Genomic DNA, 25839 nt, shown 5'->3' on the forward strand with positions numbered 1-25839 from the left:
CCCACCTCCCGTCGGCCGACCGTCGGCATGGCCGTACGGCGGATCGGACGGGGGGCGTCCCCGACCGGCGTTCGAGGTGGCGACAGCAGCGATTCTGCGGGGCCGGGGCGTTGTTGCGCTGGTCGGTTCCGGCGATGAAACAACGGGGGAGCGGCCGGCGGACTCGTGGCCGTACGGCGGGATTACGGGCGGGAGTGCCCCGAAACCGTCTTGCCCGAGCAGCCGGGCGGAGGGTTGTGTGTGGGGTCGCTGGGATGCCGCGCCCCGTCGGGGCACGTGCACCGACCGTCGACGTTGGGGTGGGTGTGGGGCGACAGGAGAAGGCACTGGACCCGGCGGCGGGGCCGGTGGCGGAGTTCGCGCTCGCCCTGCGCAAGCTGCGCCAGGACGCGGGCAGTCCGACCTACGCGGCCATGGCCCGCCGCAGCCCGTACTCCGTGGCCACCCTGTCCCGCGCCGCGGCCGGCGAGCAGCTGCCGACCCTGCCCGTGGTCCTCGCCTACGTGGCGGCGTGCGGCGGCACCCCCGAGGCGTGCGCGGAGTTCGAGGCGCGCTGGCGGCGGGTGGACGACCCTCCGGAGGGGGCCCAGCCGGGGCCGACGGGCGCGGGGGAGGGGGAAGGGGAGGGGCACGAGCGCTCCCCGTACAGGGGTCTGGCCCGCTTCGAGCCGGGGGACCGCGAGTTGTTCTTCGGACGCGACCGCGTACTGGCCGACGTACTCGCCCTCCTGCGCGACCACCGGGTCGTCACCGTCTTCGGGGCGTCAGGAAGCGGCAAGTCCTCCCTGCTGCGCGCCGGGCTCGTCCCGTACCTGCGCGCACCCGACGACGGCGCCCTGGAGCGGCCCGCCGCGATCCGGCTGCTGACCCCGGGGGAACATCCCCTCGGCACGCACGGCTCGGCACTGCTCCCGGCCGAGGCCGAAGGCGACACCTGGCTGATCGTCGACCAGTTCGAGGAGCTCTTCACCCTCTGCCACGACGCGCAGGAGCGCGACGGGTTCATCGGCGGGCTCTTGCGGGCCGCCGATCCTGCCGCGCGGCTGCGCGTCGTGCTGGGGGTCCGGGCCGATTTCTACGCCCGCTGTCTGGACCATCCCGGACTCGCGGCGGCTGTCCGTGACGCGAGCCTGCCGATCGGACGGATGACCCCCGCCGAGCTGCGCGCGGTCATCGTCAAGCCGGCCGCGGCCCGCGGACTCATCGTGGAACGAGCCCTGACCGAAACCCTCGTCGAGGAGGTCTCCGCCCGCGGCAGCGGATTGCCGATGCTCTCCCACGCGCTGCTGGAGACCTGGCGGCGCCGTCGAGGGCGCACCCTCACCCTGGACGCCTACGAGCGCGCGGGCGGCATGAGCGGCGCCATCGCCCAGACCGCCGAGGCCGCCTACGGGCGCATGGACCCGGACCAGGCCGAGACCGTACGCCGGGTCATGCTGCGGCTGATCACCCCCGGCGACGGGGTCCCGGACACCCGCCGGCCCACCACGCGTACCGAGCTCGAATCGCTGGGCACCGGCTCTGCGCCCGTGCTGGAACTCCTCGCCCGGGAACGCCTCATCACCCTCGACGAGGACCGGGCCGATCTTGCCCACGAGGCCCTGATCACCGCCTGGCCCCGGCTGCGGGGCTGGATCGAGGAGAGCCGCGAGAAGCTGCGCCTGCACCGCTGGCTGACCGAGGCGGCACATGCGTGGGACTCCGCCGGACGGGACCGCGGCATCCGGATATCCCCCGCCCACCTCTCCCGGCTCGCCGAGTTCACCGCGCAGCCCGGAAGCGGTGATCTCACCGCTCTGGAGGCCGCCTTCCTCGACGCCGCCACCGCCACCCACCGCCGCACCCGGCGCAACCGCCTGGCTGCCCGGACCGTGATCGCCCTGCTGACGGCACTGTCCCTGCTCGTGGGTACCGCGGCATGGGAACAGAGGCGGGCCGACGACCAGCGCAAGCTGCGCACCGCGGCCCTGCGTACCGTGGCCCTCGCCGAAAGACTGCGCGCGAGCGACCCGGTGACCGCGGGCCGGCTGGGCATCGCCGCCTGGGAGCTCGACCGGACCACGGAAACCCGTGCCGCCCTGCTGGGCGCGCGGACCCACCGGCGCGACCCCGACTTCAATCCGGCCGGCCCCGAGTACCAGGGGCTCGGAGGGCTCCTCAGCCGCGACGCCCGGACCCTCACCCTGCAGCGGAAGGACCGCCTGGAGCAGTGGGACATCGCGACGCGCCGCCGCACCGCGACCCCGATCCTTCCCAGAGCACCCTCCCCCAAGCCGAACATAGGCCTCGAACCGCCGCGTAGCACCTCCTGGCTCGACCTCAGCCCCGATGGGAAGCGTGCGGTGTCGGCCAGGGCCGCCGAGCGGCGCAGCGAGACGGTGCTGCCGGGCGAGGTCCACGTGTGGGACCTGGAGTCCGGGGCGCGTCGTACGCTGAAGCCGCCCGGCGTCAACGTCTCGTTCCACAGCATGAGCTGGGCGGCCGACAGCGGGACGCTCGCCTGGAACGTGGACGGCACCGTGGAGGTCTGGGACACGGCCGGCGCACGGCGGGTGTTCGCCGCCGAAGGTCACAAGCGGGCCCGGTCAGCGGCCTTGAGCCCCGATGGCGGTCGGATCGCGCTGTGCGGCTCCGACGGCCTGATCCAGGTGTGGTCGGTGCCCGAGCAACGCAGGATCGGCCTCGACCTCGACCCCGACCTCGACCCCGACCCCGACCCCGCCCTGAGCGTCGACCCCGAGGAGTGCGACGGAGGCGGGCGCCTCGCGTTCGCGCCCGACGGCAGGCTGCTGGCGGTCAGACTGGAGTCCGGGCTGCGCGTCATCGACACCGCCGCCGGCGCTTCATCGTGGTTCAGCGAGAGCGGCCTGACCGAGTTCGCCTTCAGCGCGGACTCGACGTTGATCGGCGCCCTGAAACGGGATTCCCTGGCCCTGTGGCGCACGGGCCTGCCCCTTCCGGGAGCCACCGAGAGCGACGGCGTTCCACCCGTTCCACCCGTCTTCACCCTCGACCTGCCGAACGAGACACCCTCACAGCTGGCACTGGACACCGAGCAGGGGAAGCTGCGCTACCTGCGGGCGGACGAACGCACCGTCGCCACCGTGGACATCGGCGCCCTGCGGGAGCCGCAGTGGTCGCCGGAGCCCCTGGAGACCGAGTTCGCCAGCCCGGACGGCCGGTACGCCGTACGCGCCCGGGGTGACGGGGACGCCGTCCGCTTCGACCTCTACGACCTGCGCACGGACGCGCACCTGGCCACGCTTCCCGCACTGGCGAGGTCCTCAGCCGGCCCGGGCGACGGGCAGGAGCCGCCGACGGGCGGATTCAGCCCGGACGGCAGGCTCTTCGCCTACGGACCTTCGCCGTGGGAGCACGGGGACGGCCCCGTCCGCGTCCGCGTCTTCGACACCGACCGCCGCCGCGCGCTCGCGCAATACGAGCTGGCCGGGGAGAGTCTGTCCCCCGACGTGCTCGCGCCCTTCCTCGTCGACGGCAAGGCCACCGTCTACGCCGTGAACCGGACCGGTCTGTGGGAGCTGGCCTCGGGCAGGCAGCTGGCCGATGTCTCCTCCCACCCCACGCTGGCGGTGGCCCCCGATGCCTCCCTGGCCGTACTCGGGGACGGATCGGTGCTCGCCCTTCCGGACGGGAAGCCCGTACGCCGGCTGACGGCGACGGGAGACATCCTGGCCGCGCGGTTCAGCCCGGACGGGCGGACCCTTGCGACCACCGACCGGACCGGGCTCGTCACGGTGTGGAACGGCACGGCCCAACGCCGCGTAGGAGTCCTGTCGCCCGCCCAGGGGCCTGCCCCGTCCAGCCGGTCCTCCCCGGTCCTCGCCCTGGGCTACTCCTCCGACAGCGGGACCTTCGCCACGGGAGACCACCTCGGCCGGGTGCGGCTGTGGGACCTCGCCTCCCTCAGCCCCCTGGGCGAACCCCTCCCGACACCGGGCGACAGCGTCCGGGAGGTCGCCTTCAGCAGCAACGGCGCCACCCTGCGCACGCAGGGCAACCACACCCCGGTCCGCACTCACGCCCTGGACCCGGCCGCCCTGGTGGCTTCCCTGTGTACGAGCCTGGGCGGCGGACCGACCCGGACCGAGTGGGAGGACCACATCCCGGACGTGCCCTACCGGAGCACATGCGGGTAACGACCTGCCGCCACGCACCGCCGCGGAGCCGGGCGGTCCGCCCGGGCAGGGCCACCTCGGTTCCAGGGCCGCCTTGACGTCAGAGCGGGTTCAGGGTCGGCTCAGCAGGCGCCGGAGATGGGCGTGTGGCCGACGTAGGTGACGCCGCTTGAGTTGATGTCGACGGTTTCACCGGCGTGGCCCATGGTGTGGCTGGCCCATACGGCCTGGCCGGAGGGGGTGTAGACGACGAAGTTTCCGTCGTGCTGGTAGACCGCCCGGTTGCCCGAGGCCCCGGTGTACGTGTTGGACGCCCAGCAGACGCGGGTCCCGTAGCGGTTCATCTTGTACTCCACCAGGTTGCCGTCGGTCTGCATGACGAGGCGCCAGACGAGATAGTTGCCGAGACCGTCCATGCCGCTGCGCTGGATGGACTCGCCCGGCGCGAGGCTCTCACCCCGGTTGAGCCGGTCACCGTACTGGTGCTGCGCGGATGCGGTTCCGGCGCCGGAAAGCAGCAGACCGGTAACGAGGGCGGTGAGAGCCAGGGCTCCCGTGGTGGTGCGGCGCAACTTCGTGAGCAAGACGATCGCCTCCAGATTCGTGTGAGGCCCCTTCGGCCTCCGGAAGCGATACTCGGCCGGCTCACGGCGTCGTGCGATGGTTTCGGTCCCCGCCGAAAGGTAGGTCCACAGGGCGTCAGATCGGCTGTTGAGAGCTACTCGTCACCGCGGGGCAGTTTCGCGAGCAGAGGTCTGAAACGGGCCGTGCCCGACTGGAGCTGGCGGGCGAACAGGGCCGAGGGCGGGACACCGAGTTCCTCGTCCAACAGGTGCCGGAAGGCGAGGTGGTGCCGCACCGCCTCCTGCATGTTCCCTCGGCCAGATGTGCGGCGACGACCGCGCGGCCAGCTCAGACACCCTCGGACAGAGCGATCACCAAGGCTGTGGTTGCCTCTGCATCGCACAGCACCTAGTTACCTGTAACAGACCCCAGCCCAACCACTCGCCCGAGTGCGCAGGGCCCCGCCTCGCGCCGCACTTCTGGGCACCGGACCTTGGTAGAGCGCGGGCGGGGAAGTGGTGGGCCAAGTCTGTTACAAGTAATTAATACGTTCTTCAGGGCAGGACGCCAAGCAGGGCTTGCCCCCGGCGGTCTGCCCTGAAGACGGGTGACGCCTCACATGAGGACGAGCATGTGGGACATCGTCCACTGGTTGTACATGAGGCACTGGTAGTTGCGTATCTGACCGGTCCTCATCCAGTAGATGCCGTACACGTTGCACACGTGCCATTGGTACTTGCCCATGTAGTACCACCGCACCGATGCGGCCTTCGTCGCCTGCGCGGCGTTGATCGTGGGCTTGGCCGGCGTGGGGGCGGCGTTGGCCGCGCCGCCGAGGCCAAGGACGAGCACCAGGGCGAGTGCGGCAGAGGTGCTCGTCCTGCGCAGAGCAGTGTTCGCTGGTCCGTTCTTCACGAGACTCTCCAGATTCGTGTGGCGTCCGCGGTCCACGTCGGCGGACGCGGCGGGTTCAGTAGCGAGTCTGTGAGCCCGGCGGGTTGTTGCGCTGGCCCGTTCCGGCGGTGAAACAACTACGGGATCGGGTCTCTCTGGCGGGATCCCGGCCGCCGCCGCCGATAAACAGCCTTGTCCGGACCGCCCGGGGCAGGTTGGGTCGGCTGGGATGCAGCGCCCGGCGGGGGCGCGTCGCACACGCGGCGTCGGCCAGCTCGGACAGTTCTCCGACTACCTCACCACCACGGCGAGCATCCTGGACAACGCCGGGACCCCCGGCGCCTACGCGGACCGGGCCGAGCGGATCGCGGAGATGGACGACACGGTTCGGGACTACGGCCGGTTCCTGGCCGCCGTGCGCGACACCCTCGGCGGCGGCTGGCTGCGGCCCTCCCAGATCACCTCGGTGGGTGTCCCGCAAGACCTGATCTCCCGGGCGGAGAGCCGCGAGGATTCGGGGACCGGTCACCGGCACTTCGGGCGCCTCGTGCTGCGCCCCCACATCGGCCGGACGTTCAAGGGCCTTCGGGTAGAAGAGCGCTGGGACGCCCACGCGAAGGCCTATCTGTACCGGGTCGTGAGCCGTGCCGCCGAGCGGATCGCGGCCGCCGGTCGCGGAGTGGCCGCTGCCCTCAGGCAGGCGTCGACCCGACGGCAAACCGTGCCAGGACCAGCGCGTAACCTCTCCTCGGTACTCCGCCAGCACACCAACCGGCGGGTACAGGCGGTGCGGGTAGAGCGGGCAGAACAGCCCGACTACGCGGCCGCGATCGCCGCCTTGGCCCGCCTCACCCCGCGCGCCGGTGAGAGCGGCCCGTACCGGGGCCAGCGCTCCACCCGAGCACCCCCGGCACCCGATCCTCGCCCGCCTGCGGGCACACCTTCCCAGCACGGAGAACCTCAACGTGACGCAGCACCCGTACGACCAGAACCAGAACCAGAACCAGTACCAGCCCGGCCCCCAGACCCCGCCGCCCGCGTGGGGGCCTTCACCGGCACCCAAGCAGGCGTGGACCACCGGTAAGAAGGTCGGTGTGGGCTGCGGCGGGCTGTTCGGCGCGTTCGTCCTGCTGTCCGTCATCGGGGCGATAGCCGCCCCCGACCGCAAGGAAGTTCCCGTTCCGGGGCCCACGGTCACCGTGACCGAGACCGTTCCCGGTCCCGCGGTCACCGTGACCGCGCCCGCGGCCGCGGCCGCTACGTCTGCGGCCCCCGTGCCCGCCCCCGCGCCGGCGCAGACCACGCAGGCCCCCGCCCCCGCTCCGGCCCCAGCGACCGGCACCCTGCCCGACTTCGTCGGCAAGCAGCTCCAGGCCGCGCAGGACGGGGCGCAGGCCGCCGGTTTCTACATCCTGTCTTCGACCGACGCCACCGGCGCGGGCCGTATGCAGGTCCTTGACCGGAACTGGAAGGTCTGCGCGCAGACCCCGAAGCCGGGAACTCACGACCTCACCAGCCGAGTCGTGTTCGACACGGTCAAGACCGAAGAGAACTGCCCGTAAGGCGCCGCCCGTGCGGCCTCGCCGGCGCGAATCCGGCGAGGCCGCACAATCCCCGAGCAGGAGACCACCCCGATGATCCACCGCACCACCACCACGACGACGGCCGCCGTGGCGCTCCTCCTGGCCGTTCCCGTGCTGACCGGCTGCGCCGGCGCCGACGACAAAGCCGCCTCGCCGAGATGCTTCACTGCGCAGGCGCAGGCCGACCCGACCGGCTTCCCGTTCACCTACGTGTACGGGGAGGTGGCGACCGGGCCGGTCACCTGCATCACCACCGGCGAGACGACCACCGCCGGGACCGTCTTCACGCTGACCGCGCCCGAGGCGGAGACCACTTACGTCCAGTGGTCGGCGACCTTTACTTACGACTCGGCGCACCTGCCGGGGAAGACGGTGGCCAAGGACGGTTACGCGACGCTCAAGCCCGGTCAGCCGCAGGTCATCCCAGTGGAGTCGGGGCCGCTGGACGCGTACAGGCCGGGCAGCGACGTGACGGTGTCGGTGACGCTCTTGGACAAGACCGGGATGCGGATCCTGCCCGACCTCTAAGCCCCACACGAACCATCCGCAGAGCCGCCGGCGAAACGACCGGCGGAGACAGGCGAAGGAGTGACAGTGTACCGTCACCGGCTACTCACCGAGGCGATCGAGTATCACCGCGCCGTCGACCAGCACAAGGCTCGTGAGGAACGCGCGGCGTTCGCCGCTCTGCCGTTCGAGACCGTGGTGGACCTGGTCAGTCAGGGCCTGGACGCCGAGGGAGAGCACAACAGACATCTGGTGCCGTACCTGATGACCGCGGCCTGGCAAACCGCGTTCCGGCAGTACAACGAGCGGATGACGCACCCGGAGAAAGTGGAGTTGCTGGCGGACGTCACGGGGTTCCGTAAGGTGTACGGGATCCTGTGGGAGGCATGACGGACGTGATCCTGAAGTACCCCTGCGTGTGCTGCGGCCACCTGACGATGAACGACGGGCCCGGCTCGTATCAGATCTGCCCGGTCTGCTTCTGGGAGGACGACGTCATCCAGCTGCGCTGGCCGGACTACTCAGGTGGCGCCAACCGGCCTTCGCTGATCGGGGCCCAGCAGAACCTCCAGGATTGGGGCGCATGCGACGAGCGATCCCTGGAGCACGTTAGGCATCCCGAGGACGACGAGCCGCTGGACCCGAGCTGGCGCCCCATTGATACCGACCGTGACCACTTCGAGCCCAAGGCCGTGCAACTGGCCGCCTGGCCTGACGACCGCACTGTCCTTTACTGGTGGCGATATCGAAGCACCGGATTCTGGCGTCCCGTTCAGTGACGTCGTCACCCGGCCTGTTCGTCAAGTCGGTGGAGGAGCCCGTCGAAAATCTGCTCGCGTGCGACTTGCCCCTTAGCTGCCGCGTCGTCCCGTCGGCCGGGTGTGAGTAGGTGCGGTACAGAGTGCCGCCGAGATCGATCATGGACGCGCACCGGCTGGAGATGGCGGTGCAGATCTGCACGGTCCGCTACGTCGGCCGGGTGCTGGGTGAGGACCCGCTCGCGGTGCCGTGGGAGGCCTGGCCGGGCAGCTGGCATCGTGGACGCTTCGTGCGTGAAGCGGTACCCGGAGCGGCGCAGGACACCGTACGAGGATGCGGCGGAGATCCAAGAGCGGTTCAAGTACCGGGGACGTCGCCGACCGTAAGTGGGGGGCGGGAGTTCCGCGGCCTTCTGTACGGGCGGGCGTGGACGCACGCCGAGGGGCCGGTGGCACTGTTCGACCACGCGGTGACGTGGCCGGAGGCCCGGCTGCGGCCGAGCCGACCCGGCGGCTCGACATCGGGGGAGCGCCACGGGCAGCTCGGGGTCAGCCGCCACCTGAGTTGGCCGAGGCCGAACCGCCGGAGGTCCAGCCGGAGTTGGGCTGCGGCCGATCGCGCGTGCTGCGCTCGGTGCGCAGTTCCACCACGACCTCAGCCGGGCCGAGCAGAGTCTTCAGCGCGTCGGCGAGCCGCTGCGGGTCGCCGACGAACGGGAGCGGGTCGAGCCGCTCCGGGACGTCCCGCAGGACGAGTTCCAGCGTGAGCGTGGAGACGGCCGGCTTGTGGTCCCCCTGGTAGGGCTCCACCACCGTGTGCGTCAGCTGCACCTCGCTCAGGGTCGTGACGGGCAGCCAGTCGTCCGGTCCGGCGGCCCGGACCAACCGCAGAGACGCGGGCACCCCGGCCGGCGCGAACTCCACCCGCAGGATGTCCCGAGCCCGGGAAAGGGCCATCGCCGGCCAGCCGAGCAGGTACTCCAGCCCGGCGATCACCCCCACCACCAGGAACACGGTCGACGCCCGCGCCCCGGCCAGCGCCATGCAGAAGGCGACGAGCAGGGTCGGCACGCCCAGAACGAGCGGGATGAACAGCGCCGGCCCCGCCGAGGTCAGCACGTTCCACGCCCGCCCGGCCGGGCCGACGCGCAGGACCAGGTCCGTCGAGTCGGGGCCTTGTCTCAACAAGGGATCGGTGGCCATGCCTCCAGCGTAGGACCGGTCCGCAAGAGCGCCTCGACCGTATCCGGCCGATGGGGCACGACTTCTGACGGCCGTAGCCCACAGCCGGCGGGCGCGGCGGGCTCCCGTGGTTCGAACCATGGCTCGAACCACGGGTCGGGCCACTCCTCGGCGGCGGCCATCAGCAGGTAGAGGGTGGCGCCGTGCAGGATCTCGCGGATGATGTCGGCGTGGCCGCCGTGGCGTGCGGTCTCCTCGATCAGGTGCAGCAGCACCCACCGCACCGACCACTCCTCGACGTCGGCGGGGGAACCACGGCACTCCCCGGGGGACGGGAACGCCCTGGCCGAGGTCGGCGATGCCGGCGACGGACTCGTCGTTCTGCCCGGTCACCAGCTCGTAGTCGGCCAGCAGCCCGGCCAGGGTCTCGCCGGGCGCGGGCCGGAACTCGTCGTCGCCCGATCTCCTGCAGGTGGGCTCCGCGTACTACCTCTCGCCCGACGGGCTCAGCCGAGGCCGCCTTGGTGACGAGGTCGGCGAGGCCGAGCTGCATGCCGGTCTTGAGCGGCTCACTGCCGCTGGCCTGCCCAAAGTGGCCGAGTAGAGACAGCGCTCCCGAGTCGGAGTTCGAGCCCGACGAGTTCGGCCCGACCGCCCCTACGAAGCCTGCCGCGCCCTCGTTCGGGCCGAACCGCAAATTCGGTGTGATGGATCAGAACGTCGCCGCAGGGCTGGTCGAGGAATGGCTGGCGGGGCCGAACTCCGAGGCGAGCGGCCACTTCAGCTACCAGGCCGTCGAGCACTACCGGCCGGCCGTCCTGCACTGGCTCACCGTCGGCTGCGGCGCCGAAAGCGGTCTGCCGAACCCCGAGCTCCACCTCCGGCCCACCCCGGCGGCCCTGCAGGAGTGGGCCGTCGGCTACGCCGGCGCCGCCCGCTCGCGCGACGCCTGCGGGGCCGTACGGTCCTTCTACCGCTGGCTCGAAACCCCGGCGGGCGCGGGCGGGCCCGGTCTCGTGCCGATCGGCACCGCCAGGTCGCTGCAGTTCCAGCGCGGCGGGAACTTCGCCGCCGGGCTGCTCGGGCGTGAGCTCTGGACCCCCGACCAGTGCCGCTGGCTCGCCCAGGCCGCCGACCGCTACCAGGGCACCCGGCGCGAGGGCCCGCACCGCGCCCGGGCCCTCGTATACCTCTGCCTGAACCACTACCTGGGGGGACGGAGCTCGGAGGCCGACGTCCTGCGGCCCGGCCAGATCGCCGCCATGCGGCTGAGGGGCCGCCACCAGGAACAGCACCGCACCACCTGGGACGTCCCCCAGAAGAACGCCGCCAGCGACGCGACACGCCTGCAGCCCGTACACCACGACGGCGTCCGCGCCATCGACGAGTACCTGCCCCAGCGCGCGGCCGCCCTCCCCGACACCGGCCACCTTTTCACGACCGTCAACGGCCGCCCCCTGGAACCCCAGTCCCTGCTGCGGATCCTGCGCAGCGTGGCCGCGACGCACCCGGACCTCGAAGAGGCGGCCCGCACCCTGTCCGCCGACGCGGTCACCCACTCAGCGGCGGACCCTGCCCGTCCCGCGGCCGGTTCCTCCGCCGACGTCCCGAGCGCCGGAGGCACCCGTGCATGAAGACCTCATCGCCGCGCGCGCGGGGGAGTAGGCCCTCGTGGCTTTGTTGGTGAGTTTCGAACCGCCACCCCAGCACCCCGCCACGATGTCGGCAGAGTCCTAGCCAGTGCCTGACCGCAGTGGTGCACCGGGGCGCAGCACTAGCAGTAGTTCGTGTTGTTGAATTTGGCGAAAGCGGCCCGTGTTTGGGTTCCGACAACCCCGTCGATGCCGACGCCAAGCCAGTTCTGCAACGCCTTGACTGTTCCGGTCCCGACAACGCCGTCCACGACGAGCCTTCCGTCGACGTATTCGTCGTAGTAGTTGAAGAACCTCTGGGCCGCCTTCCAGCTGTCGGTGCCCAGCTGGCCGTCGATCGTTCCAGGGTTGAAACCCCACCCACGCAGCCAGCACTGCCAGTGCTTGGCCTGGGTTGTGGTCAGGCCGAGGTTGTTCACCGCCAGGACGGAGGCGGTCTGGACACCTACCACGGGCTTGACATAGGGCTGGGACGCCGCGAAGCCCGCGCTTGCGCCGCCGGCGAGACTGGCGGTGGCGATTCCGATGACCGCAGCGCCGGATACAAGGACCCTCGTAAGGGGAAAACGCACTGTTCTTCCTCGCTTCTCTCGGTTTCTGTCAGGAATTCCCGGTGCGGTGCGGATCAGGCGGATCGCAGGACGCGCCAGGTCTGCGGGCCGACAACGCCGTCGACGCTGATGGGGCTCACGTCGCGGTTCCAGTTGGCCTGAAGCGTCCGCACCGCGTTCTTGGTGGCGGTGCCGTAGTCACCGTCCACGGCGAGGTCCGGCCCGTTGTACGAGACGTGGTTGTTCACCAGGCACTGGATCTCACGGACGCTGTTGCCAGTGGCGCCCTGCCCGACCACCGTGTTCCAGGCCCAGCTGTAGTCCGCGGTGAATCCGGAGTATCCGCCGCTGTTCTTCCAGTGGATGGAGCAGGCGGCAGCAGCAGCGGAGACGGAAGGCTGTGCGGCTGCGGCTGTGGCCGGAACACCGGCCAGCAGAGCGGCCGCGGCGGTGGTGGTCGCCGCGAGAATACGGATGCGCATGGGTGGTTCCCCCTGTAAGTCATCGTTGTGTGCAACTGGTCGTGGCTTCTCGTAACCCGTAACCAGGGAGGAGCTCGTTCGCTGTACGTGCGATGCGGCTGGTCTGCGCAGGGCATCTGTCGACGAGATCGACCGACGGTAGGTGGGCGCTGAGGAAGTCCTGTACCACCCGCCGACCCCGTCCGGGGAGTGCCGCCGTTCGGCGCCGGTACGACGGTCCTTTTCGGTGCGCTGGGAAGCGATGGGATCAGTAGACCGCCGGTCAGTGCGACATCGCCGACGGCTCCTGTGAGCCGTCTTGTCATACGCATGCTCGTGGTCTCCTTCGATCCGTTCGCCTCAAAGGTGCACTTGGCCCCACCGAACCTGGTCCGACGCGCACCCAGGGGGCCGTTCGCCCCGGCTTGGCGTGGTTCCTTACGCTGCCGCCGGCCCTGGTGAATGGCGGAGCCACCTCAGGTTGGATTCACATGGGTCTGTTTTGGGTGGATCCGACGGAAGCCGGAGCACTGGTGCTGGCGGAGAGCGTTGAGCGAATCCGTAGGTGCACTTGCCGGCCCGACCGATGGAGGGGAGAAGGCGGCTCGGCGAGGTACGCGGCATGAGTCTGATGGAGTTCCCCGCGGCGAGTCTTGTAGAAAACGGAACTCCGGCGGGGCGACGCCGCCTTCAACGACCGGGAACGCGAGGGCGACCTGGAGGTTCCCTGCGGCTGTACCGAGGGGCCGTACGAGCTTGGGCGGTGTCTGCCCGACCAGCGACGGACCTTGCGCACCGGACTATGAGAGGCAGCGTTTGCGACTACATCTGCTCAGGACTGCGGGGTATGCCCCAGCCTGTCGGCCCGCGTCGCCCAGAGGACCCGAGGCGAGGCGAGGCGAGGAGAGGGGAGCCGTCCGGGACGTCCCTGTCCGGGGTGCCGGGAGCTGACCTGTCCCACATCGGCCCGTACCCCGCCGGCCCCGTCCTGAGTGGCAGCGCCGCCAGCGAGAAGGTGCGCGTCGGCAGCGGCGCACGGGGTTTCGGTCGGTGACCAGCACTGGCCCTGTTCTTCGGCAAGTAGAGGCATGCAGATGGTGAGTGATGGTGGTCGGGGCGCCCTCCGGGCTTGGAGGTCTGCGGGGCCCACGAACCCACCAGACCGGCCACCAGAAGTTGGTGGAGGAAACCGGTGCGCGATTGGCTGGTACCCGCAGGCCGGGGCTGGAGTAGGTCCACCAGTTTTCGGCCCGGCCTGCGGCAGGCAAAGGCATGAAGAGTGGTGGGAGACGGCGCCGCCGAGGGGGATCCCTCCGGGCCGGTGGGATCCGTGGGGCCGGCGGCCGTCGTCAGCCTGCTGGTGGCCTCTACCAGGGAGACAGCTGTCCTCGGACTGGTCGCGTTCGCGCTCGGGCGCCTCCGGCGTGGTCGCCACAGGGCTGCAGGCCGCCGTGCAGGGTTCCCCGGCCATGGGGACCAGCGGGGCGGGGGCGGCCGCAGCGCTGACCGATGCCCCGCTGGTCCCCAAGGCCGTATACAGAGGTCGCGGCGCAGCGCTCCCGAAGACAGTTCGCGTGGAGACCCATGCGAACGGCGCCTCGCGCGCGGGGTGTGGGTCAGGCCAGGAGTTGCCAGTGGTGGTCGTCGGTGTCACTGCAGTAGTACAGCGTCAGGCGGGCGTCGTTGCCGCCGGTACGGACGCCGTCCACGTCCAGGCAGAGGCCGCTGACGTAGTTGACCAGCCAGTTGTGGCCGTCGGGGCGGGTGGAGAGCCAGTACAGCTGGTTGTCGCCGCTCGGCCGGCACCAGTACTCGCTGACCTTCGCACCGGCCGGGACGTTGCCGTAGTCGGGTACGTCGAGGCAGAGCCCGTCCTTGGAATTGCGGATCGTGTAGAGCGCTGTGCCGTTTGAGGTGGTGGCCTGGTGGTCGAACCAGAAGCGCTGGTTGTCGTTGGCGGAGCCGTCGCAGGTGTACTGGTTCACGGGGCCGTTGACAGGGCCGGCCCCGAGGCCGGGGATGTCCACGCACTTGCCGGTGACGTTGTTGGCGATCAGGTAGGGCCCGTACGAGGCCGTCGTCCCGGCGTGCGCGGGCGCGGCACCGAAGGCGAACGCGGCGCACAACGCGCCTAACGCGGTTCCGACGCGGGTGAAGCTCTTGGCGACCATGGGATTCCTTCCGGTAGGAGGACTTGCTTGGCGGTCGGCACGTTTTCACGGGCCGGGCGCCCCCTGTCCTGAAGAGCTTCAGCTCTCCGCGGGTCACCCCGGTGGCCCGGGTGCGGGGGCGAAATCGACGTCTGGCTGCCCCGCCGAGTGGGACTCGAACGCTCGGCTGGGCCGTTGCACCCCAAGTTTTCGCAGGCCACCGGTTGTTGCGCTGCCCCGGTCCGGCGGCGAAACAATCCGTCCGCAGGCCCGGTAGGCGTGAATCCGCCGTGTGCGCGGAAGTGCCGAACGGCTTGGGTTCCTGATCACGGAGGGGTCGGGGCGCAGTGGCTGACTCCGCAGGTACCTGCGGGACGGGGGCTCGTCGGGGCGGAGCAGGCCTGCGCGACGGGCAGCTCGGCTGACGATGTCGCCGACGCCCTCGGCGGTCATTCGTCCGGCCGACGAGATCCGCTCCGCCTCCCAGATGCCCGTCCCCGACGCGGTCGTCTCCGAGGAGGAGGAGGAGGAGGAGGAGGAGGAGGAGGAGGAGGAGGAGGAGGAGGAGGAGGAGGAGGAGGAGGAGGAGGAGGAGGAGGAGGAGGAGGAGGAGGAGGAGGAGGAGGAGGAGGAGGAGGAGGAGGAGGACGCGGCCCTCGGCGAGGCGGGCACCGTGCACCCGCTGCCCAGCAGCAAGAAGACGGCCGCCAAGAAGCCGGCCGAGCTGCCGCCAGCGCCAAGAAACCCGCCGCCAAGAAGACGGCCTCAACGGTAAAGCGGCGCCGCAGCGCCTGACCAGGTGTCTGGGTGGTCAGGCGACCGAACCTTGGCGGGCTCAACTACGCGATTCGGGCTCCTCAACGGTCTCGCCCTGGTTGGTCCATATCCGCAGCACCTGACGTCCCTCGGCGGTTTCCTCGATGAGCTGGATGACCGCGGTGGGCTGGCTCCCGTACAACCCGAGCCATCGTCGGTAGGTACGCCGTGCCGTGTCCTCGACTGCCCACTCGCCCATGGTCGCGGTGCCGCCCTCCGTGTGCTGGAGGACGACCAGGAACATGGTCATCCGGACGGCGTCTGCGTAGCTGTGGCGCTCTGCGCGGCGGCGAGGCGGCGCCGCGCAGAGCCGGTCAGCTCCACGCTGCTCCAGGACCGCGTCCCCCGTACCAGCAGTCCGCCCGCCTCCAGCTGTGCCAGCTGGTACACGACGGAGGAGGTGCTCGAAAGCCCGGCCATCACCCCGATCTCCCGGACCGTCGGGCCCGTGCCGTGCACCGCGATGTAGCTGGAGATCGATTCGAGGATCAGGAGTCCGCGGGCCTTGAGCCGGATCATGCCGCCGCCTCCCAGCCGTACTCGCGGGCCTGGCGCACCAGCTCGGCGCGCGTGGCGGGTAAACGCCCGGGGGCTGCCCAGTAGGGGTGGGCGGCCAGCTCCTCGGACAGTTCGATGAGCCGGCGGCGCAGGCCGGTGGCGCCCTGCGTGGGGGCGAGCCGGGCGAGCGCCTCGTAGGTGCGGATCCACTCGTACTGGAGGCGGATCAGGTCGTGGGGGAAAAGTGGAGCCATCTCCTCAGTAGCTCACATGTTCGAATTTAGAGGCAAGGCGACACTTCTGAGTGGCGCGCCGTTGATGTGACTAAGCGCTGAAGTTGGCCCTTGAGCGGTCTACTGGCCCCTGAGCGTTCCACTTGGCCCGTGCGGGGCCCGTCTAGGCTCCTGATCATGGACCTGGGTGAATGGTGGGCGATGTACGAGGGGCTGCGGGGGCGGGTTCCCGCGTGGCATCCGGTCGGGGTGGTCGTCGAGGCGGACGGGCCTGTCGTCCGCCGGCACTACGGCACGCACGGCACCGCTGAGCACGCTCCCCTCGGCCCCGGCACGGACACCGCCGCGTTGGTGCGACGCCAGCAGACCGCCTTCGCGGAGCGCGGTGAGCCGGTGGAGTGGAAGGTGTACGGGCACGACGTGCCCGACCTGGGACAGGAACTGACAGCGGCGGGGTTCACCCCGGGCTGGGAGCGCTCCGTGCTGATCGCCGCCCCGCTGCCCCGCGAGCAGCCCGTTGACGTGGCGGAGCCCAGGGAGGGGGTGCACGACCTGTACCGGGTGCGGGACCAGGCCCAGCGGGCCTGGGAGATCGCCGTCGGTTCCCCCGGCCCCCACGCAGCACCGTACGCAGAAATGATCGCGGACGGCTCTTCGGACGAGGGCGACGTCCTCATCGAGGTCCTGCTGAGGGACGGGATTGTCACCGAGGTCGCCTGGGCGCACGGCGATGAGATTCCCTTCACCCTCATCGGTGGCCTCACCAGCGATGATCCGGACTTCGTCAGAGCCTGCACCGACCGTTGGCGCCAGAGCGCCTGGCTCGGGCACCCCTTGCTCGCCGAGGCCGGGGGCTCCCTGCGCGAGAGCCTCCTGGAGGCCGGCTTCACCGAGGCCGCCACCGTCCGCTCCTACCACTGGAGCCCGCCGGGCAGCCCCGAGACCACCCGCCCCGCACAATTTCTCGACTGGCTCCACGACGACGGCCCTCTGTGGGACCGCTTCTACGCAGACTTCGACTTCAAGCCGAGCACCACCTACCGGCCCGCGATCACCGACCCCGTTCCCTCCGCGGTCTGGAACCTGCACTCCCACCACCGGCTCGTCCCCGACCTCCCCGAACGGCTCGACGCGATCGTCCACCGCGGACTGCTCACCGCCACCGAGCCCGGGGAGTTCATCCACTGGCTCGACTGGAATCACGACGGCTACCGCTACGACCCCCGCCGCACCGACGTCCCCGGCCGGCCGCCCCGACCCGGCAAGGGCACCTTCCCCAACGGTGACTACTACCTCCACATCACCGAAGACCTGCGCTTGGGCATCTTCGGCCACCCGTGGGAACAGACACTGACCGTCTGGGGACCGACGCTGCTTGCGGCCGTCGAGGCGGACCTAACCGAACTCCTTGGAACTCCGATCAGGCACCGCGAGTGACGGTATCGGCCCTGCGTTGCGTCTCCCTCAACTCGGGATACGGGCACAGCGACAGCCCAGGATCTCTTACTGGGCCTCAGTCGCCGCGGCACGAGCTGAGCGGTGTAGTTGGCCGGACGGGCCAAGTACGGCGCTAAGTCACAGTTGACCCTGTTGGTTCCGATGGGTCTGACGTCATCTGATCAGTTCGGAAGGCACCCCGGAGCCCACCCCGGGGCTCCGGAGTGCCCTGAGCCAACAAAGGATCTTGCCGTCAGGCAAACCGGTGAATGTAGGGCGCCGAGGATTCCGTTCACTTCTTCCACAGTCGTATGACCGCTCGTCATATCCCGTCGCAGGTGAGGTGTCCCCTTAAAGCAACGGACCTCCCGCAACACCCAGGTCACCATCGAATCCTTGGTTGTGAGCGGCGCGCGGGACCCCGCCTCGATTGGGGCGGCCCCCCTAACGCCACATAGACTTCCGGTTGTTCGCAGTTCACCGCGGGCGCATCGCAGATGGCGGGTTCTTCAACCAGACCCCGCCTTCGACGGGCGCACACGGCGTCGGTGAACGGAAGGAACAACTGAAGATGGCGCACATCGAGCAGAACGGCGACCAGTCCGACCCCGCGGGGGAGGGCCAACAGTCGGGACGCCGAGGTGCACGCCGCAACGAGCGTTCTCCCCTCGACGGACCAGCTCGGCGCGCTCGGCCTGGTCCTCAACGCCATCGTGCTCTGGACCACGAAGTACATCGACGCCGTCGTCGCCCAGCTCCGTGCCGAGGGCCACGAGCCGCGGGACGAGGACATCGCCCGGCTCTCCCCGCTCAAGCATGCGAATCTCAACGTGCTCGGCCGCTACAGCTTCACCGCCTCCACCCCGGCGGTCGGCGGCTTGCGGCCGCTACGGGACCCTGATGCGGTCGAGCTCGACGAGGACGACGACGGGTAGGGAGGGACAGGCCCGGTCTCGTGTAGATGGCTAGTGCATCAGCTCGGAGTGGGGGTGCTCGGGCGCCGCAGGGCAGACGTAGAGCTGCTGGTCGTAGCCGCGGCCGATCTGGACGGCAGTGGGCTGGCTCCGTTCGTAGGGGTCGAAGCCTGGAAGTGATGCATCTTCCGGTTCCTGGTGTGCGAGCCAACTGCTGTCGTCGTTGTCCTCGTACGTGGCGATGGTGAGCAGGGCGTCCATGTCTCTGCCGCAGGTCGGGCAGGGCCGGGGGCCCGGGTCGGTGGTAGTCCACCGTGGCCAGCCGCCGACCTTCCAGCCGGGCGCGCCGGCCAGTTCTTTGTCGTAGAACTCCTCCGGCCACGGAAGTTCTTCGCTGTCCATCTCCACGTTGGCGGCCTGCCACACGCTCAGGTTCCCCAGCTGCTCCTGCAGTTCCTTGCTCACCTCCAGGTGGTCGGGGTATTCGGTGACCTGCTCCGGGTGGAGCAGGCACGGCTCGGGGAGATAGTCGTCGAACTGCATCGCGGGCGGTTCGGGGGGCGTGGCGAGGATGTCGGTGACCGTGGCTGCCGACCGCCAGAACAGCGCGGTCTTGGGCATGATCGGGTGGTCGAAGGGGCACCACAGGACCTGGAGCAGGTCCATTCCTTCGGGTATGGGCAGATCGGGCACGTCCCGCTTGTACAGCTGCGCGACCGGCAGCATCGCGATGGAACCCTCATACGGACCGATCGCGACCTTCACGGGGTGTTTCCGGGGAGGGATGATCCGCTCCAGGGTTTCTCGTTCCTGCTCGGTCAGGATCCGTCCGCGGGAGGCGGTAGTGATTCGCCGCTTTAGCCTCACGTCCGCCGGCGACAGGGCCAGGTCGTTCCCGTCCACCACATGAGGTCCCTCGCAGTGCGGCCACGGCTCGCCGGCGGGCCACAGCAGCGGTCCGCCGATGGAGCTGTCCTGCGGTGACGGGGTCCCCCGGCGGGGGTGCAACCGGGTCGCCGTGCGGGCCAGCGGAGCGAGCTGTGGGAAGATCACGGTGACGTCGTACGGTCGGGGAGGCGTCGTCGGAGTGCTGTTCATAGCCGCGATCTTGCCAAGTGACTCTGACAACGGAGCTCGTCGTTGACGCAGCCAGTGCCGCAGGTTGCGTCGTAGACGTGCAGGGTGGAAGGGCTGGGAGTTGGGGGCCGATGACGGAGCCTCCGGGGGAGGCGCTGCGGCACGGTGGGGGCGCCGTACTGCTGGTGCTCACCTGCCAGGGCCGTACGGCCGGCAGATCCGCGTCCGGCAGGCGCAGATGACCGCCGCGGCCACCCACAGCGTCGCCACGGCGCCGGGGTGGTCCACCAGCACCACGGACAGGCCGGACACCATCGCGACCAGCAACACCATCAAGGGCCAGTCCCGCTTTCGGTACCGCCCGAGCCGCGCGGCGATGGCCGCGTCGAGGCTCTCGCCGAGGAGCTCGTCGAGAGCCTCGGCCACACGGTCGTCGATGAGGTCGCCGAAGCGGCCCTCAAAGAGAAGCGGATCGCCGCAGGACACCCGGGTTGTGGTCATCGAGCTGTCCTCCGTCATCAACTGGTTCGCTGCCATGGCCACAACTCTGTCCGTCAAAGCCTCCGCTGCCAGGCCTGCCTGCCCACGGACCGGCGGTGGGTTTTCCCTACCTCGGACTCGTGGGTTGTCCGCGTGCCGCTGACGCGGGCCACCCGCCTAGTGTTTTCGGAGTCAGCGGATGAATCGAGAAGCATGGGACCGCGATGGACGAGTACAGGAGCCGGGATGCCGGCCCCGACAGGTGGTGCGGGCCGGATCAGGTGACCGGGAAGCCGAATTCGCAGACGGGTACCCCGGGCCAGGTTCTGCCGCGCAATCCCGTGCGGGCCCTGAAATCGCCCCAGCTGTGGTTGGCGTCCGCGCACCTGGCGGCCGACGGCATATCCGCGCTCGCCGGCTTCGCCGTGCTGATGCTGCTGGTGACCGGCATCTGCCTGCTGCCGGTCGCCCTCATCGGCGCACCGCTGGTGATCGCGGCGGCCTGGCTGCTCCATCGGCTCGCCGATGCCGAGCGCGACCGGTACGCCATCCTGTGCGGGCTGGAGATTCCCGCACAGCCGGCTCCGGAACTGTCCGTGAACCTGCTGCGGTCCACGCTCACCGTGCTGACCAGCCGCTCGACGCGGCGGCAGGCCTGCTACTTCGCGCTGCTGATCCCGGTGTCTGCCCTGAACGTGGTCGCGGTCGCCCTGGCCTGGGCCGGCCCGATGATGCTGGCCCTGCTGCCCTTCTACTACGCGGAGCTGCCCCTGGGGCGGGCCGCGATCGGTCCGCTGAACATCGACAACACGGGCACGGCCTGGGCCGTCGCGGCGGTCGGAGTGCTTGCCGGCCTGACGGTGTCACCGGTGGTGGTACGCATCCTGCGAGCCCTGGACATCTCCCTCGCCCGCACTCTGGTCGCCACATCCCGGGACACCCGACTCACCCAGCAGGTCGCGTACCTGACGGCCAGCCGGGCACGGGTGGTCGACGCCGCGGAGGCCGAGAGGCGGCGGATCGAGCGCGATCTGCACGACGGTGCGCAGCAGCGTCTCGTCGCCATGGCAATGACTTTGGGCCGGGCCAGCTCACGGCTCAAGGGCGCGGGACACCCCGAAACCGTGGAGCTGATCGAGAGTGCCCGCAGCGAAGCCCGCCAGGCCATCACCGAGCTGCGCGACCTGACCCGGGGACTGCACCCGCCGGTCCTCACCGACCGGGGGCTGGACGCCGCGCTGTCCGCGGTGGCCGCCCGTTCCCCGATCCCGGTCACGATCGACGTCGATGCCGTACCGAGGCCGTCCACCACGGTTGAGGGCATCGCCTATTTCGTGGTGAGCGAGGCCCTGACCAACGTGGCCAAGCACGCCGCGGCGAACACCGCCTGGGTGACGATCCGCCGTATCGACGACCGACTGACGGTGACGATCGGCGACAACGGTATCGGCGGGGCGACCCTCGGGCGGGGCAGCGGCCTGAGCGGCCTCGCGGACCGGGTCTCCGGGGTCGACGGCAAGCTGACGGTCTCCAGCCCGGTCGGCGGGCCGACCCTCATCGAAGTGGACATGAAATGCGCGTAGTGATCGCCGAGGATTCCACGCTGCTGCGGCAGGGGATCGCCCTGCTCCTGGAGGAGCAGGGCATCGAGGTGGTGGACGCGGTCGGCGACGGCGAAGCCTTGCTGAGAGCCGTCGCCGAGCACCATCCCGACGTGTGCGTTGTCGACGTACGCATGCCGCCCACCTTCGTCGACGAGGGTCTGCGCGCCGCACTGGTCATCCGTAACCGCTGGCCCGAGGTCGGCGTGCTCGTCCTCTCCCAGTACGTCGAGGAGAGCTACGCCATCGACTTGATCGCCGACGACACCAGAGGGGTCGGCTATCTGCTCAAGGACCGGGTCTCCGACGTCGACGACTTCGTCGACGCCCTGAAGCGGATCACGCTGGGGGACACCGTCCTCGATCCCGAGGTGGTCAAGCAGGTTCTGGCGCGCACCCGCAAGCGGGACCCGCTCACCGCGCTGTCCCCCCGGGAGAAGGACGTCCTGTCAGGCATGGCCGAGGGCCGTTCGAACTCGGGGATCGCCGCACAACTGGTCATCGGTCCCGCCGCAGTCGAAAAACACATCAGCAACATTTTCGCGAAGTTCGGACTGCACCCGGAGGACGGCGAGAACCGCCGGGTCCGGGCAGTCCTGCGCTACTTGGGAGCTTGAAAGCAATGTCCTCTGTCAAGAGCCGGTTCATCATCAGCAGCGGCCTGATCGTCCTGCTCGTCGTCGTCGCCGTAGGCGCCTGGTCCGTGCTCAGCGTGATAAAAGGCCGCGAGAGCTTCTCCGCAGCCGGCCAGGCCGACGCGTCCGCCGCCACCCTGCTGAGCATCGACACCGCGAACGCGGGCGTCCAACTGAAGGCAAGCAGCGACTCCTTCGTGCATGTCTCCGCCACCGGCAAGTACACCGGCAGCACCCCGCCGAAGCTGACGACCAGCACGGCCGGCGCGATCATCACCGTGTCCCAGTCGTGCTCCGGCGACTGCGACGATTTCCGTCTCGACATCTCGCTGCCGGAAAAGCTCGCGGTGAAGGTGACCACCGTCGACGGGGGGACCACCGCGCGAGGCCTCGCCGGCAGTCTCGACATCAGGACCCGCTCCGGGGGCATCGACCTCACCGACCTCTCCGGGCCGCTCGCCCTGAACAGCACCACCGGCCAGATCCATGTGGCCGGCGCCACGTCCGACCGGTTCGAAGCCACGACGACGGATGGCGAGGTCAGGGCCGCATTCCGCACAGCCCCCACCATGACGAACGTGACCACCGGCACCGGCGGCGTCGACCTCACCCTGCCTTCCTCCGGCTACTACATCCAGGCCACCAGTGCCAACAGCACCCCCAAGATCGACATCCCGGTCGACCGCAAGGCCAGCCACACCGTGACGGTGAAGACGAACAACGGCGGTATCGACATCCACCATTGACGGAGGCCAACCGGAATACGCCGGAAATAGGAACAGGCGTGCCGTCAGGCGGACACGGGCAGACGTCAATCAGCCGGGAACCGCGTGGGCGTGTTTCATATGTGGTCAGCCGACGCGGGTTCCGTCATGGACATCAGGCCGCTCAGCCCGTCCCGCACCTGTTCGACCTCTACATCTCCGAACAGGGCTTGCTGGGCGATGAACCCCTGCGCCAGTGCCATCAAGGAGCGCGCCACGCGGTCGGCCGGTACGTCGGCCCTCATCAGTCCGGCCTCCTGGTAGGCCGTGACGATCTTGCTCCAGGTCTCGTGCATCTCGTCGAACCCCTGGCGCAGCACCTTGGCCAACTCCGGGTTGCGCAGCGTTTCCGCCCATACCTGCAGGGCCACTCGGGGAAACTCGGGCTCGTCGCCGGCTCCCGGGCCGCCGCTGCCGAGCACCCCTCCGGCCAGCACATCGCCGAGGGTCTGGGTGAGCAGTACGTCAGGCAGTGGCGGCGGGTGCTCCTCGGCAGCTCGCTCGAACGCGGCCCGGACGGTGGCGAGAGCCTCGGTCGCGATGGCCGCGATCAGCTCGTCCTTGCCGGTGAAGTAGCGGTAGACCGCGCCCGCGGAGAGACCGACCTCGCGCAGGACGTCCTGCATCGACGCGGTGTGGAAGCCGTTGCGGCTGAAGCAACGCGTGGCGCCGTCCAGAATCTGGCGGCGGCGGGCGTCGAGGTGTTCCTGGGATACGCGAGCCATGCGCTCAACGTAGAACGAGCATTCGTTCTTGACAAGCGTCACCGCCTGCAACACAGTGACCCATCTAAAACGAATGCTCATTCTTTTTGCTTTGGGAGTCTTGATGTCCACCGCCTCCGCAACTTCCGCACCGCCGTCTCCGCGACAGGGCAGGCGTCTGATCGCTGTCATAGTCCTGATCCCGGTGTTCGTGACCCTTGCCCTGTGGGCGTTCGCATGGCCGGCCAGACGGATCGCACCGCGCGATCTCCCCATCGGCGTCGCGGGCCCCGCGGCGGCGGCCGAAGGCGTTCAGAAGCAATTGCAGCAGAAGCCGGGCGCGTTCGAGATCCACCGGTACGCCGACGAAGCCGCGGCCGGCGCAGCCATCGAGGCCCGGACGGTATACGGCGCGGTCGTCGTCACCCAGCAGGGCCCGAAGCTGCTCACCGCCTCGGCCGCGAGCACGGTGGTGGCCCAGCTGCTGCAGCAGGCAGTAACCGCGGGGAGCCCGCAAGGCACGCAGGTTCAGATCACCGATGTGGTCGCAGCGCCGGCCAACGACCCACGCGGCGCCGTACTCAACTCCAGCCTGCTTCCGATGACCCTCGCGGGAATCGCGGCCGGCGCCGTCATCACGCTCCTCGGACTGCGCGGTACCCGCGGAGTCCTGGCACTTCTCGGATCGGCCGCCTTGGTCGGCATCGTGGCAGCCGCGCTCACCCACAGCTGGCTCGGCGCGCTCACGGGCAACTGGTGGGCCGAAGCCGGCGCACTCGGCCTCACGGCCCTCGCGGTCGGTGCCACCGTGGCCGGGCTCGCGGCACTGATCGGCCCGGCCGGCATAGGCGTCGGCGCCCTGCTCTCCATGATGGTCGGCAACGCGTTCTCGGGCATGACCTCCGCCCCTGAGCTGCTGCCCGAGCCGGCCGGGCTGATCGGCCAGTGGCTGGCGCCCGGCGCTGGTGGCTCACTGGTGCGGTCCGTGGCGTTCTTCGACGGCGCAGGGGCCGGGCGGCCATTGATCACGCTGACCATCTGGGTGATCGCCGGCTTGGCCGCCGTCCTGCTCGCCCGCCCGCGCCGCCCCGCCTCCACATCCGCCGCCGTGCCGCGGCAGGCACCGGAGGCCGTTCCGGTCGGCTGAAGCCGACCGGAAGCCAATCGCGGTGACAGCCGCCTCAGCTCGCTCGGATGGAAAGCCCCTACAGCGAAACACCGAAACCAATCCCCAAGGGCTGAATGCCGGCCGTGGATCTTCGGGATCGTTCTGGGGACGTCGGAGCAGTGCGGGTGGCAACCGGCCCCGCCGCGCCGGGCGTGCCACGTCACCGCCCTCATCCGGGAGCGGGGCGAGAGGAACCGGAAGGCCACAGATCCCGCGGTGCCGTTCGTAGACGGTCTTCCACGGACCGAACCGTTCGGGCAGGTCGCGCCACTGAACGCCGGTCCGCACCCGGTGCAAAATCCCGTCGATTACCTGCCGGTGGTCCCGCCACCTGCCACAACGCCTGTTGCTGACCGGCAGGAACGGCCTTAGCCGTTCCCACTCCGCATCGCTCAGATCACCCCGCCCCATGTCCACATCAACGACCCGGACCCACGCCCGTCACAAGATCACACGAATTCTGACTCTCAGTCCGCGATAAAGGGTGCGTACCCGACCGGCACCTCGCTCACCTCAAGGTCTGAGAAGACCAAGGTCAGATCATGAGCGTTGGTCTCAATGTGAACCTCATGGAAGTCGATCCCGACAGCCTTCGACCAGCGGAGGGCAGCCTCCGACTGGAGACGAAGCTCGGCTCCGTACAACTCGTGATGGTTCGCGCCCCAGACATAACCGTCGAGGTCGATGGCGGTTTCGCGGTCGAGGAGCCGCTCGTCCAAGGAATCCCGCCAGGTATCCGTGGACAGGAACGTCTCGCATCGGGCCTCGACGCAGTACCGGAGGAGATACCGCAGGTAGGTCGACGGGCTTTGGGGGCCGTCCCACACATTGATGATGACCTCGTAGTCGCGCATGTAGGTGGTGTATCCGTGGTGCACGACAACGGCTTCGATGGGCTCGTTCAGCGTCCGCTGAAGTTCTGCGGTGTCCATGCCGCTCTTCTACCTCACTCGGCAAGCCCTTCGACAGCGAGATTCAGAGCGTTAGGCACTCGTCGGCTCAGAGATCGCCCGGACAAGTCCTAGAATCCCGGCCCGCTGATTCGCAGCCATCCTTGCGAACTTCAATCCGTGC

Annotated in this window: 27 protein-coding genes and 3 pseudogenes; 14 read left to right on the forward strand and 16 right to left on the reverse strand. The window is 69.7% G+C overall.

Going from position 1 to position 25839, the window contains the following annotated elements; translation table 11 throughout:
* Window positions 1–413: 413 nt before the first annotated feature.
* Both OHA37_RS40930 and OHA37_RS40935 read left to right on the forward strand, forming a co-directional pair.
* A pseudogene (locus tag OHA37_RS40930) lies at window positions 414–1706 on the forward strand (nSTAND1 domain-containing NTPase); the annotation flags it as partial.
* 762 nt (window positions 1707–2468) lie between these two features.
* Window positions 2469–4157: a WD40 repeat domain-containing protein gene (locus OHA37_RS40935; protein WP_443046357.1), complete on the forward strand. Its 1689-nt coding sequence runs from the start codon at window positions 2469–2471 to the stop codon at window positions 4155–4157.
* Between the two features lie 101 nt (window positions 4158–4258).
* Here the strand turns inward: OHA37_RS40935 and OHA37_RS38910 are convergent, their stop codons facing one another.
* From OHA37_RS38910 to OHA37_RS38920, 3 genes are all read right to left on the reverse strand, one after another.
* Window positions 4259–4720, reverse strand: coding sequence for a hypothetical protein (locus tag OHA37_RS38910; protein WP_266913974.1), 462 nt, complete (start codon window positions 4718–4720; stop codon window positions 4259–4261).
* Between the two features lie 134 nt (window positions 4721–4854).
* Window positions 4855–5007, reverse strand: a complete 153-nt coding sequence (locus OHA37_RS38915) for a hypothetical protein (RefSeq protein ID WP_323182423.1) — start codon at window positions 5005–5007, stop codon at window positions 4855–4857.
* Between the two features lie 308 nt (window positions 5008–5315).
* Window positions 5316–5615, reverse strand: a complete 300-nt coding sequence (locus tag OHA37_RS38920; RefSeq protein WP_266913976.1) for a hypothetical protein — start codon at window positions 5613–5615, stop codon at window positions 5316–5318.
* Window positions 5616–6559: 944 nt separating this feature from the next.
* On the opposite strand from OHA37_RS38920, the gene OHA37_RS38925 reads away from it, so the two are divergent.
* The 4 genes from OHA37_RS38925 to OHA37_RS38940 all read left to right on the forward strand — a co-directional run bounded on the left by OHA37_RS38925 (window position 6560) and on the right by OHA37_RS38940 (window position 8463).
* Window positions 6560–7156 (forward strand): hypothetical protein, encoded by a 597-nt coding sequence (locus OHA37_RS38925; protein ID WP_266913977.1) that lies wholly within the window; start codon window positions 6560–6562, stop codon window positions 7154–7156.
* Between the two features lie 72 nt (window positions 7157–7228).
* Window positions 7229–7705, forward strand: a complete 477-nt coding sequence (locus OHA37_RS38930; protein ID WP_266913979.1) for a hypothetical protein — start codon at window positions 7229–7231, stop codon at window positions 7703–7705.
* Between the two features lie 66 nt (window positions 7706–7771).
* Complete coding sequence (locus OHA37_RS38935) at window positions 7772–8074, forward strand: hypothetical protein (RefSeq protein ID WP_266913981.1); 303 nt, start codon at window positions 7772–7774, stop codon at window positions 8072–8074.
* A complete protein-coding gene (locus tag OHA37_RS38940; protein WP_266913983.1) occupies window positions 8071–8463 on the forward strand; it encodes a CPCC family cysteine-rich protein in 393 nt (130 codons plus the stop codon). Before OHA37_RS38935 ends, OHA37_RS38940 begins: the two co-directional genes overlap by 4 nt.
* A gap of 528 nt (window positions 8464–8991) precedes the next feature.
* Here the strand turns inward: OHA37_RS38940 and OHA37_RS38945 are convergent.
* Together OHA37_RS38945 and OHA37_RS40940 are read right to left on the reverse strand one after the other, a co-directional pair.
* The gene (locus tag OHA37_RS38945) at window positions 8992–9645 is read right to left on the reverse strand and encodes a hypothetical protein (RefSeq protein ID WP_266913985.1); all 654 of its coding nucleotides are present in this window, start codon (window positions 9643–9645) and stop codon (window positions 8992–8994) included.
* The gene (locus OHA37_RS40940; protein ID WP_443046278.1) at window positions 9624–9908 is read right to left on the reverse strand and encodes a mycothiol transferase; all 285 of its coding nucleotides are present in this window, start codon (window positions 9906–9908) and stop codon (window positions 9624–9626) included. The genes OHA37_RS38945 and OHA37_RS40940 overlap by 22 nt, the downstream gene beginning before the upstream one ends.
* A gap of 423 nt (window positions 9909–10331) precedes the next feature.
* Here OHA37_RS40940 and OHA37_RS38955 point away from each other — a divergent pair, with 423 nt between their 5' ends.
* Window positions 10332–11258, forward strand: a complete 927-nt coding sequence (locus OHA37_RS38955; RefSeq protein WP_266913987.1) for a hypothetical protein — start codon at window positions 10332–10334, stop codon at window positions 11256–11258.
* A gap of 140 nt (window positions 11259–11398) precedes the next feature.
* On the opposite strand, the gene OHA37_RS38960 is transcribed toward OHA37_RS38955, so the two are convergent.
* From OHA37_RS38960 to OHA37_RS38970, 3 genes are all read right to left on the reverse strand, one after another.
* Window positions 11399–11848, reverse strand: a complete 450-nt coding sequence (locus tag OHA37_RS38960; protein ID WP_266913989.1) for a peptidoglycan-binding domain-containing protein — start codon at window positions 11846–11848, stop codon at window positions 11399–11401.
* Window positions 11849–11901: 53 nt separating this feature from the next.
* On the reverse strand, window positions 11902–12309 hold the full coding sequence (locus OHA37_RS38965) for a peptidoglycan-binding domain-containing protein (protein ID WP_266913991.1): 408 nt from the start codon (window positions 12307–12309) through the stop codon (window positions 11902–11904).
* Between the two features lie 1595 nt (window positions 12310–13904).
* Window positions 13905–14459, reverse strand: a complete 555-nt coding sequence (locus tag OHA37_RS38970) for an RICIN domain-containing protein (RefSeq protein ID WP_266913993.1) — start codon at window positions 14457–14459, stop codon at window positions 13905–13907.
* Window positions 14460–14865: 406 nt separating this feature from the next.
* Here OHA37_RS38970 and OHA37_RS38975 point away from each other — a divergent pair, with 406 nt between their 5' ends.
* A complete protein-coding gene (locus OHA37_RS38975) occupies window positions 14866–15213 on the forward strand; it encodes a hypothetical protein (RefSeq protein WP_266913995.1) in 348 nt (115 codons plus the stop codon).
* Between the two features lie 60 nt (window positions 15214–15273).
* Here OHA37_RS38975 and OHA37_RS38980 read toward each other — a convergent pair whose 3' ends face one another.
* Genes OHA37_RS38980 through OHA37_RS38990 form a run of 3 tightly spaced genes read right to left on the reverse strand, consistent with a single transcriptional unit; the run spans window position 15274 to window position 16006 of the window.
* On the reverse strand, window positions 15274–15504 hold the full coding sequence (locus tag OHA37_RS38980) for a hypothetical protein (protein WP_266913997.1): 231 nt from the start codon (window positions 15502–15504) through the stop codon (window positions 15274–15276).
* Window positions 15501–15773 carry a LexA family protein gene (locus OHA37_RS38985; RefSeq protein ID WP_266913999.1) on the reverse strand — a complete coding sequence of 91 codons (273 nt, stop codon included), beginning with the start codon at window positions 15771–15773 and terminating at the stop codon, window positions 15501–15503. Before OHA37_RS38985 ends, OHA37_RS38980 begins: the two co-directional genes overlap by 4 nt.
* Window positions 15770–16006, reverse strand: a complete 237-nt coding sequence (locus OHA37_RS38990) for a hypothetical protein (RefSeq protein ID WP_266914001.1) — start codon at window positions 16004–16006, stop codon at window positions 15770–15772. Before OHA37_RS38990 ends, OHA37_RS38985 begins: the two co-directional genes overlap by 4 nt.
* Before the next feature lie 156 nt (window positions 16007–16162).
* On the opposite strand from OHA37_RS38990, the gene OHA37_RS38995 reads away from it, so the two are divergent.
* Window positions 16163–17422, forward strand: coding sequence for a DUF2716 domain-containing protein (locus OHA37_RS38995; RefSeq protein WP_266914003.1), 1260 nt, complete (start codon window positions 16163–16165; stop codon window positions 17420–17422).
* A gap of 674 nt (window positions 17423–18096) precedes the next feature.
* Window positions 18097–18357, forward strand: a pseudogene (locus OHA37_RS39000) (Tn3 family transposase); the annotation flags it as partial.
* Between the two features lie 30 nt (window positions 18358–18387).
* Here the strand turns inward: OHA37_RS39000 and OHA37_RS39005 are convergent.
* Complete coding sequence (locus OHA37_RS39005) at window positions 18388–19434, reverse strand: hypothetical protein (RefSeq protein WP_266914005.1); 1047 nt, start codon at window positions 19432–19434, stop codon at window positions 18388–18390.
* A 168-nt stretch (window positions 19435–19602) separates the two neighbouring features.
* Window positions 19603–19950, reverse strand: a complete 348-nt coding sequence (locus OHA37_RS39010; RefSeq protein WP_266914007.1) for a hypothetical protein — start codon at window positions 19948–19950, stop codon at window positions 19603–19605.
* A 314-nt stretch (window positions 19951–20264) separates the two neighbouring features.
* Between OHA37_RS39010 and OHA37_RS39015 the strand changes: the two genes are divergently transcribed.
* From OHA37_RS39015 to OHA37_RS39025, 3 genes are read left to right on the forward strand one after another with little or no spacing between them, the layout of a single operon-like run.
* Complete coding sequence (locus OHA37_RS39015) at window positions 20265–21476, forward strand: sensor histidine kinase (RefSeq protein ID WP_266914008.1); 1212 nt, start codon at window positions 20265–20267, stop codon at window positions 21474–21476.
* Complete coding sequence (locus OHA37_RS39020; protein ID WP_266914009.1) at window positions 21467–22111, forward strand: response regulator transcription factor; 645 nt, start codon at window positions 21467–21469, stop codon at window positions 22109–22111. The genes OHA37_RS39015 and OHA37_RS39020 overlap by 10 nt, the downstream gene beginning before the upstream one ends.
* 5 nt (window positions 22112–22116) lie before the next feature.
* The gene (locus tag OHA37_RS39025) at window positions 22117–22875 is read left to right on the forward strand and encodes a DUF4097 family beta strand repeat-containing protein (protein WP_266914010.1); all 759 of its coding nucleotides are present in this window, start codon (window positions 22117–22119) and stop codon (window positions 22873–22875) included.
* Between the two features lie 95 nt (window positions 22876–22970).
* Here the strand turns inward: OHA37_RS39025 and OHA37_RS39030 are convergent, their stop codons facing one another.
* Entirely contained in the window at window positions 22971–23618 is a 648-nt protein-coding gene (locus tag OHA37_RS39030) for a TetR/AcrR family transcriptional regulator (RefSeq protein WP_266914011.1), read from the reverse strand.
* A 103-nt stretch (window positions 23619–23721) separates the two neighbouring features.
* Here OHA37_RS39030 and OHA37_RS39035 point away from each other — a divergent pair, with 103 nt between their 5' ends.
* Entirely contained in the window at window positions 23722–24744 is a 1023-nt protein-coding gene (locus OHA37_RS39035; protein ID WP_266914170.1) for an ABC transporter permease, read from the forward strand.
* Between the two features lie 240 nt (window positions 24745–24984).
* Here OHA37_RS39035 and OHA37_RS39040 read toward each other — a convergent pair.
* Window positions 24985–25176, reverse strand: a pseudogene (locus OHA37_RS39040) (transposase); the annotation flags it as partial.
* A gap of 56 nt (window positions 25177–25232) precedes the next feature.
* Window positions 25233–25697 (reverse strand): YxiG-like protein, encoded by a 465-nt coding sequence (locus tag OHA37_RS39045; protein ID WP_266914012.1) that lies wholly within the window; start codon window positions 25695–25697, stop codon window positions 25233–25235.
* Window positions 25698–25839 lie beyond the last annotated feature (142 nt).

It is taken from the genome of Streptomyces sp. NBC_00335, assembly GCF_036127095.1.
In the GTDB taxonomy this organism is placed as follows: Bacteria; Actinomycetota; Actinomycetes; order Streptomycetales; family Streptomycetaceae; genus Streptomyces.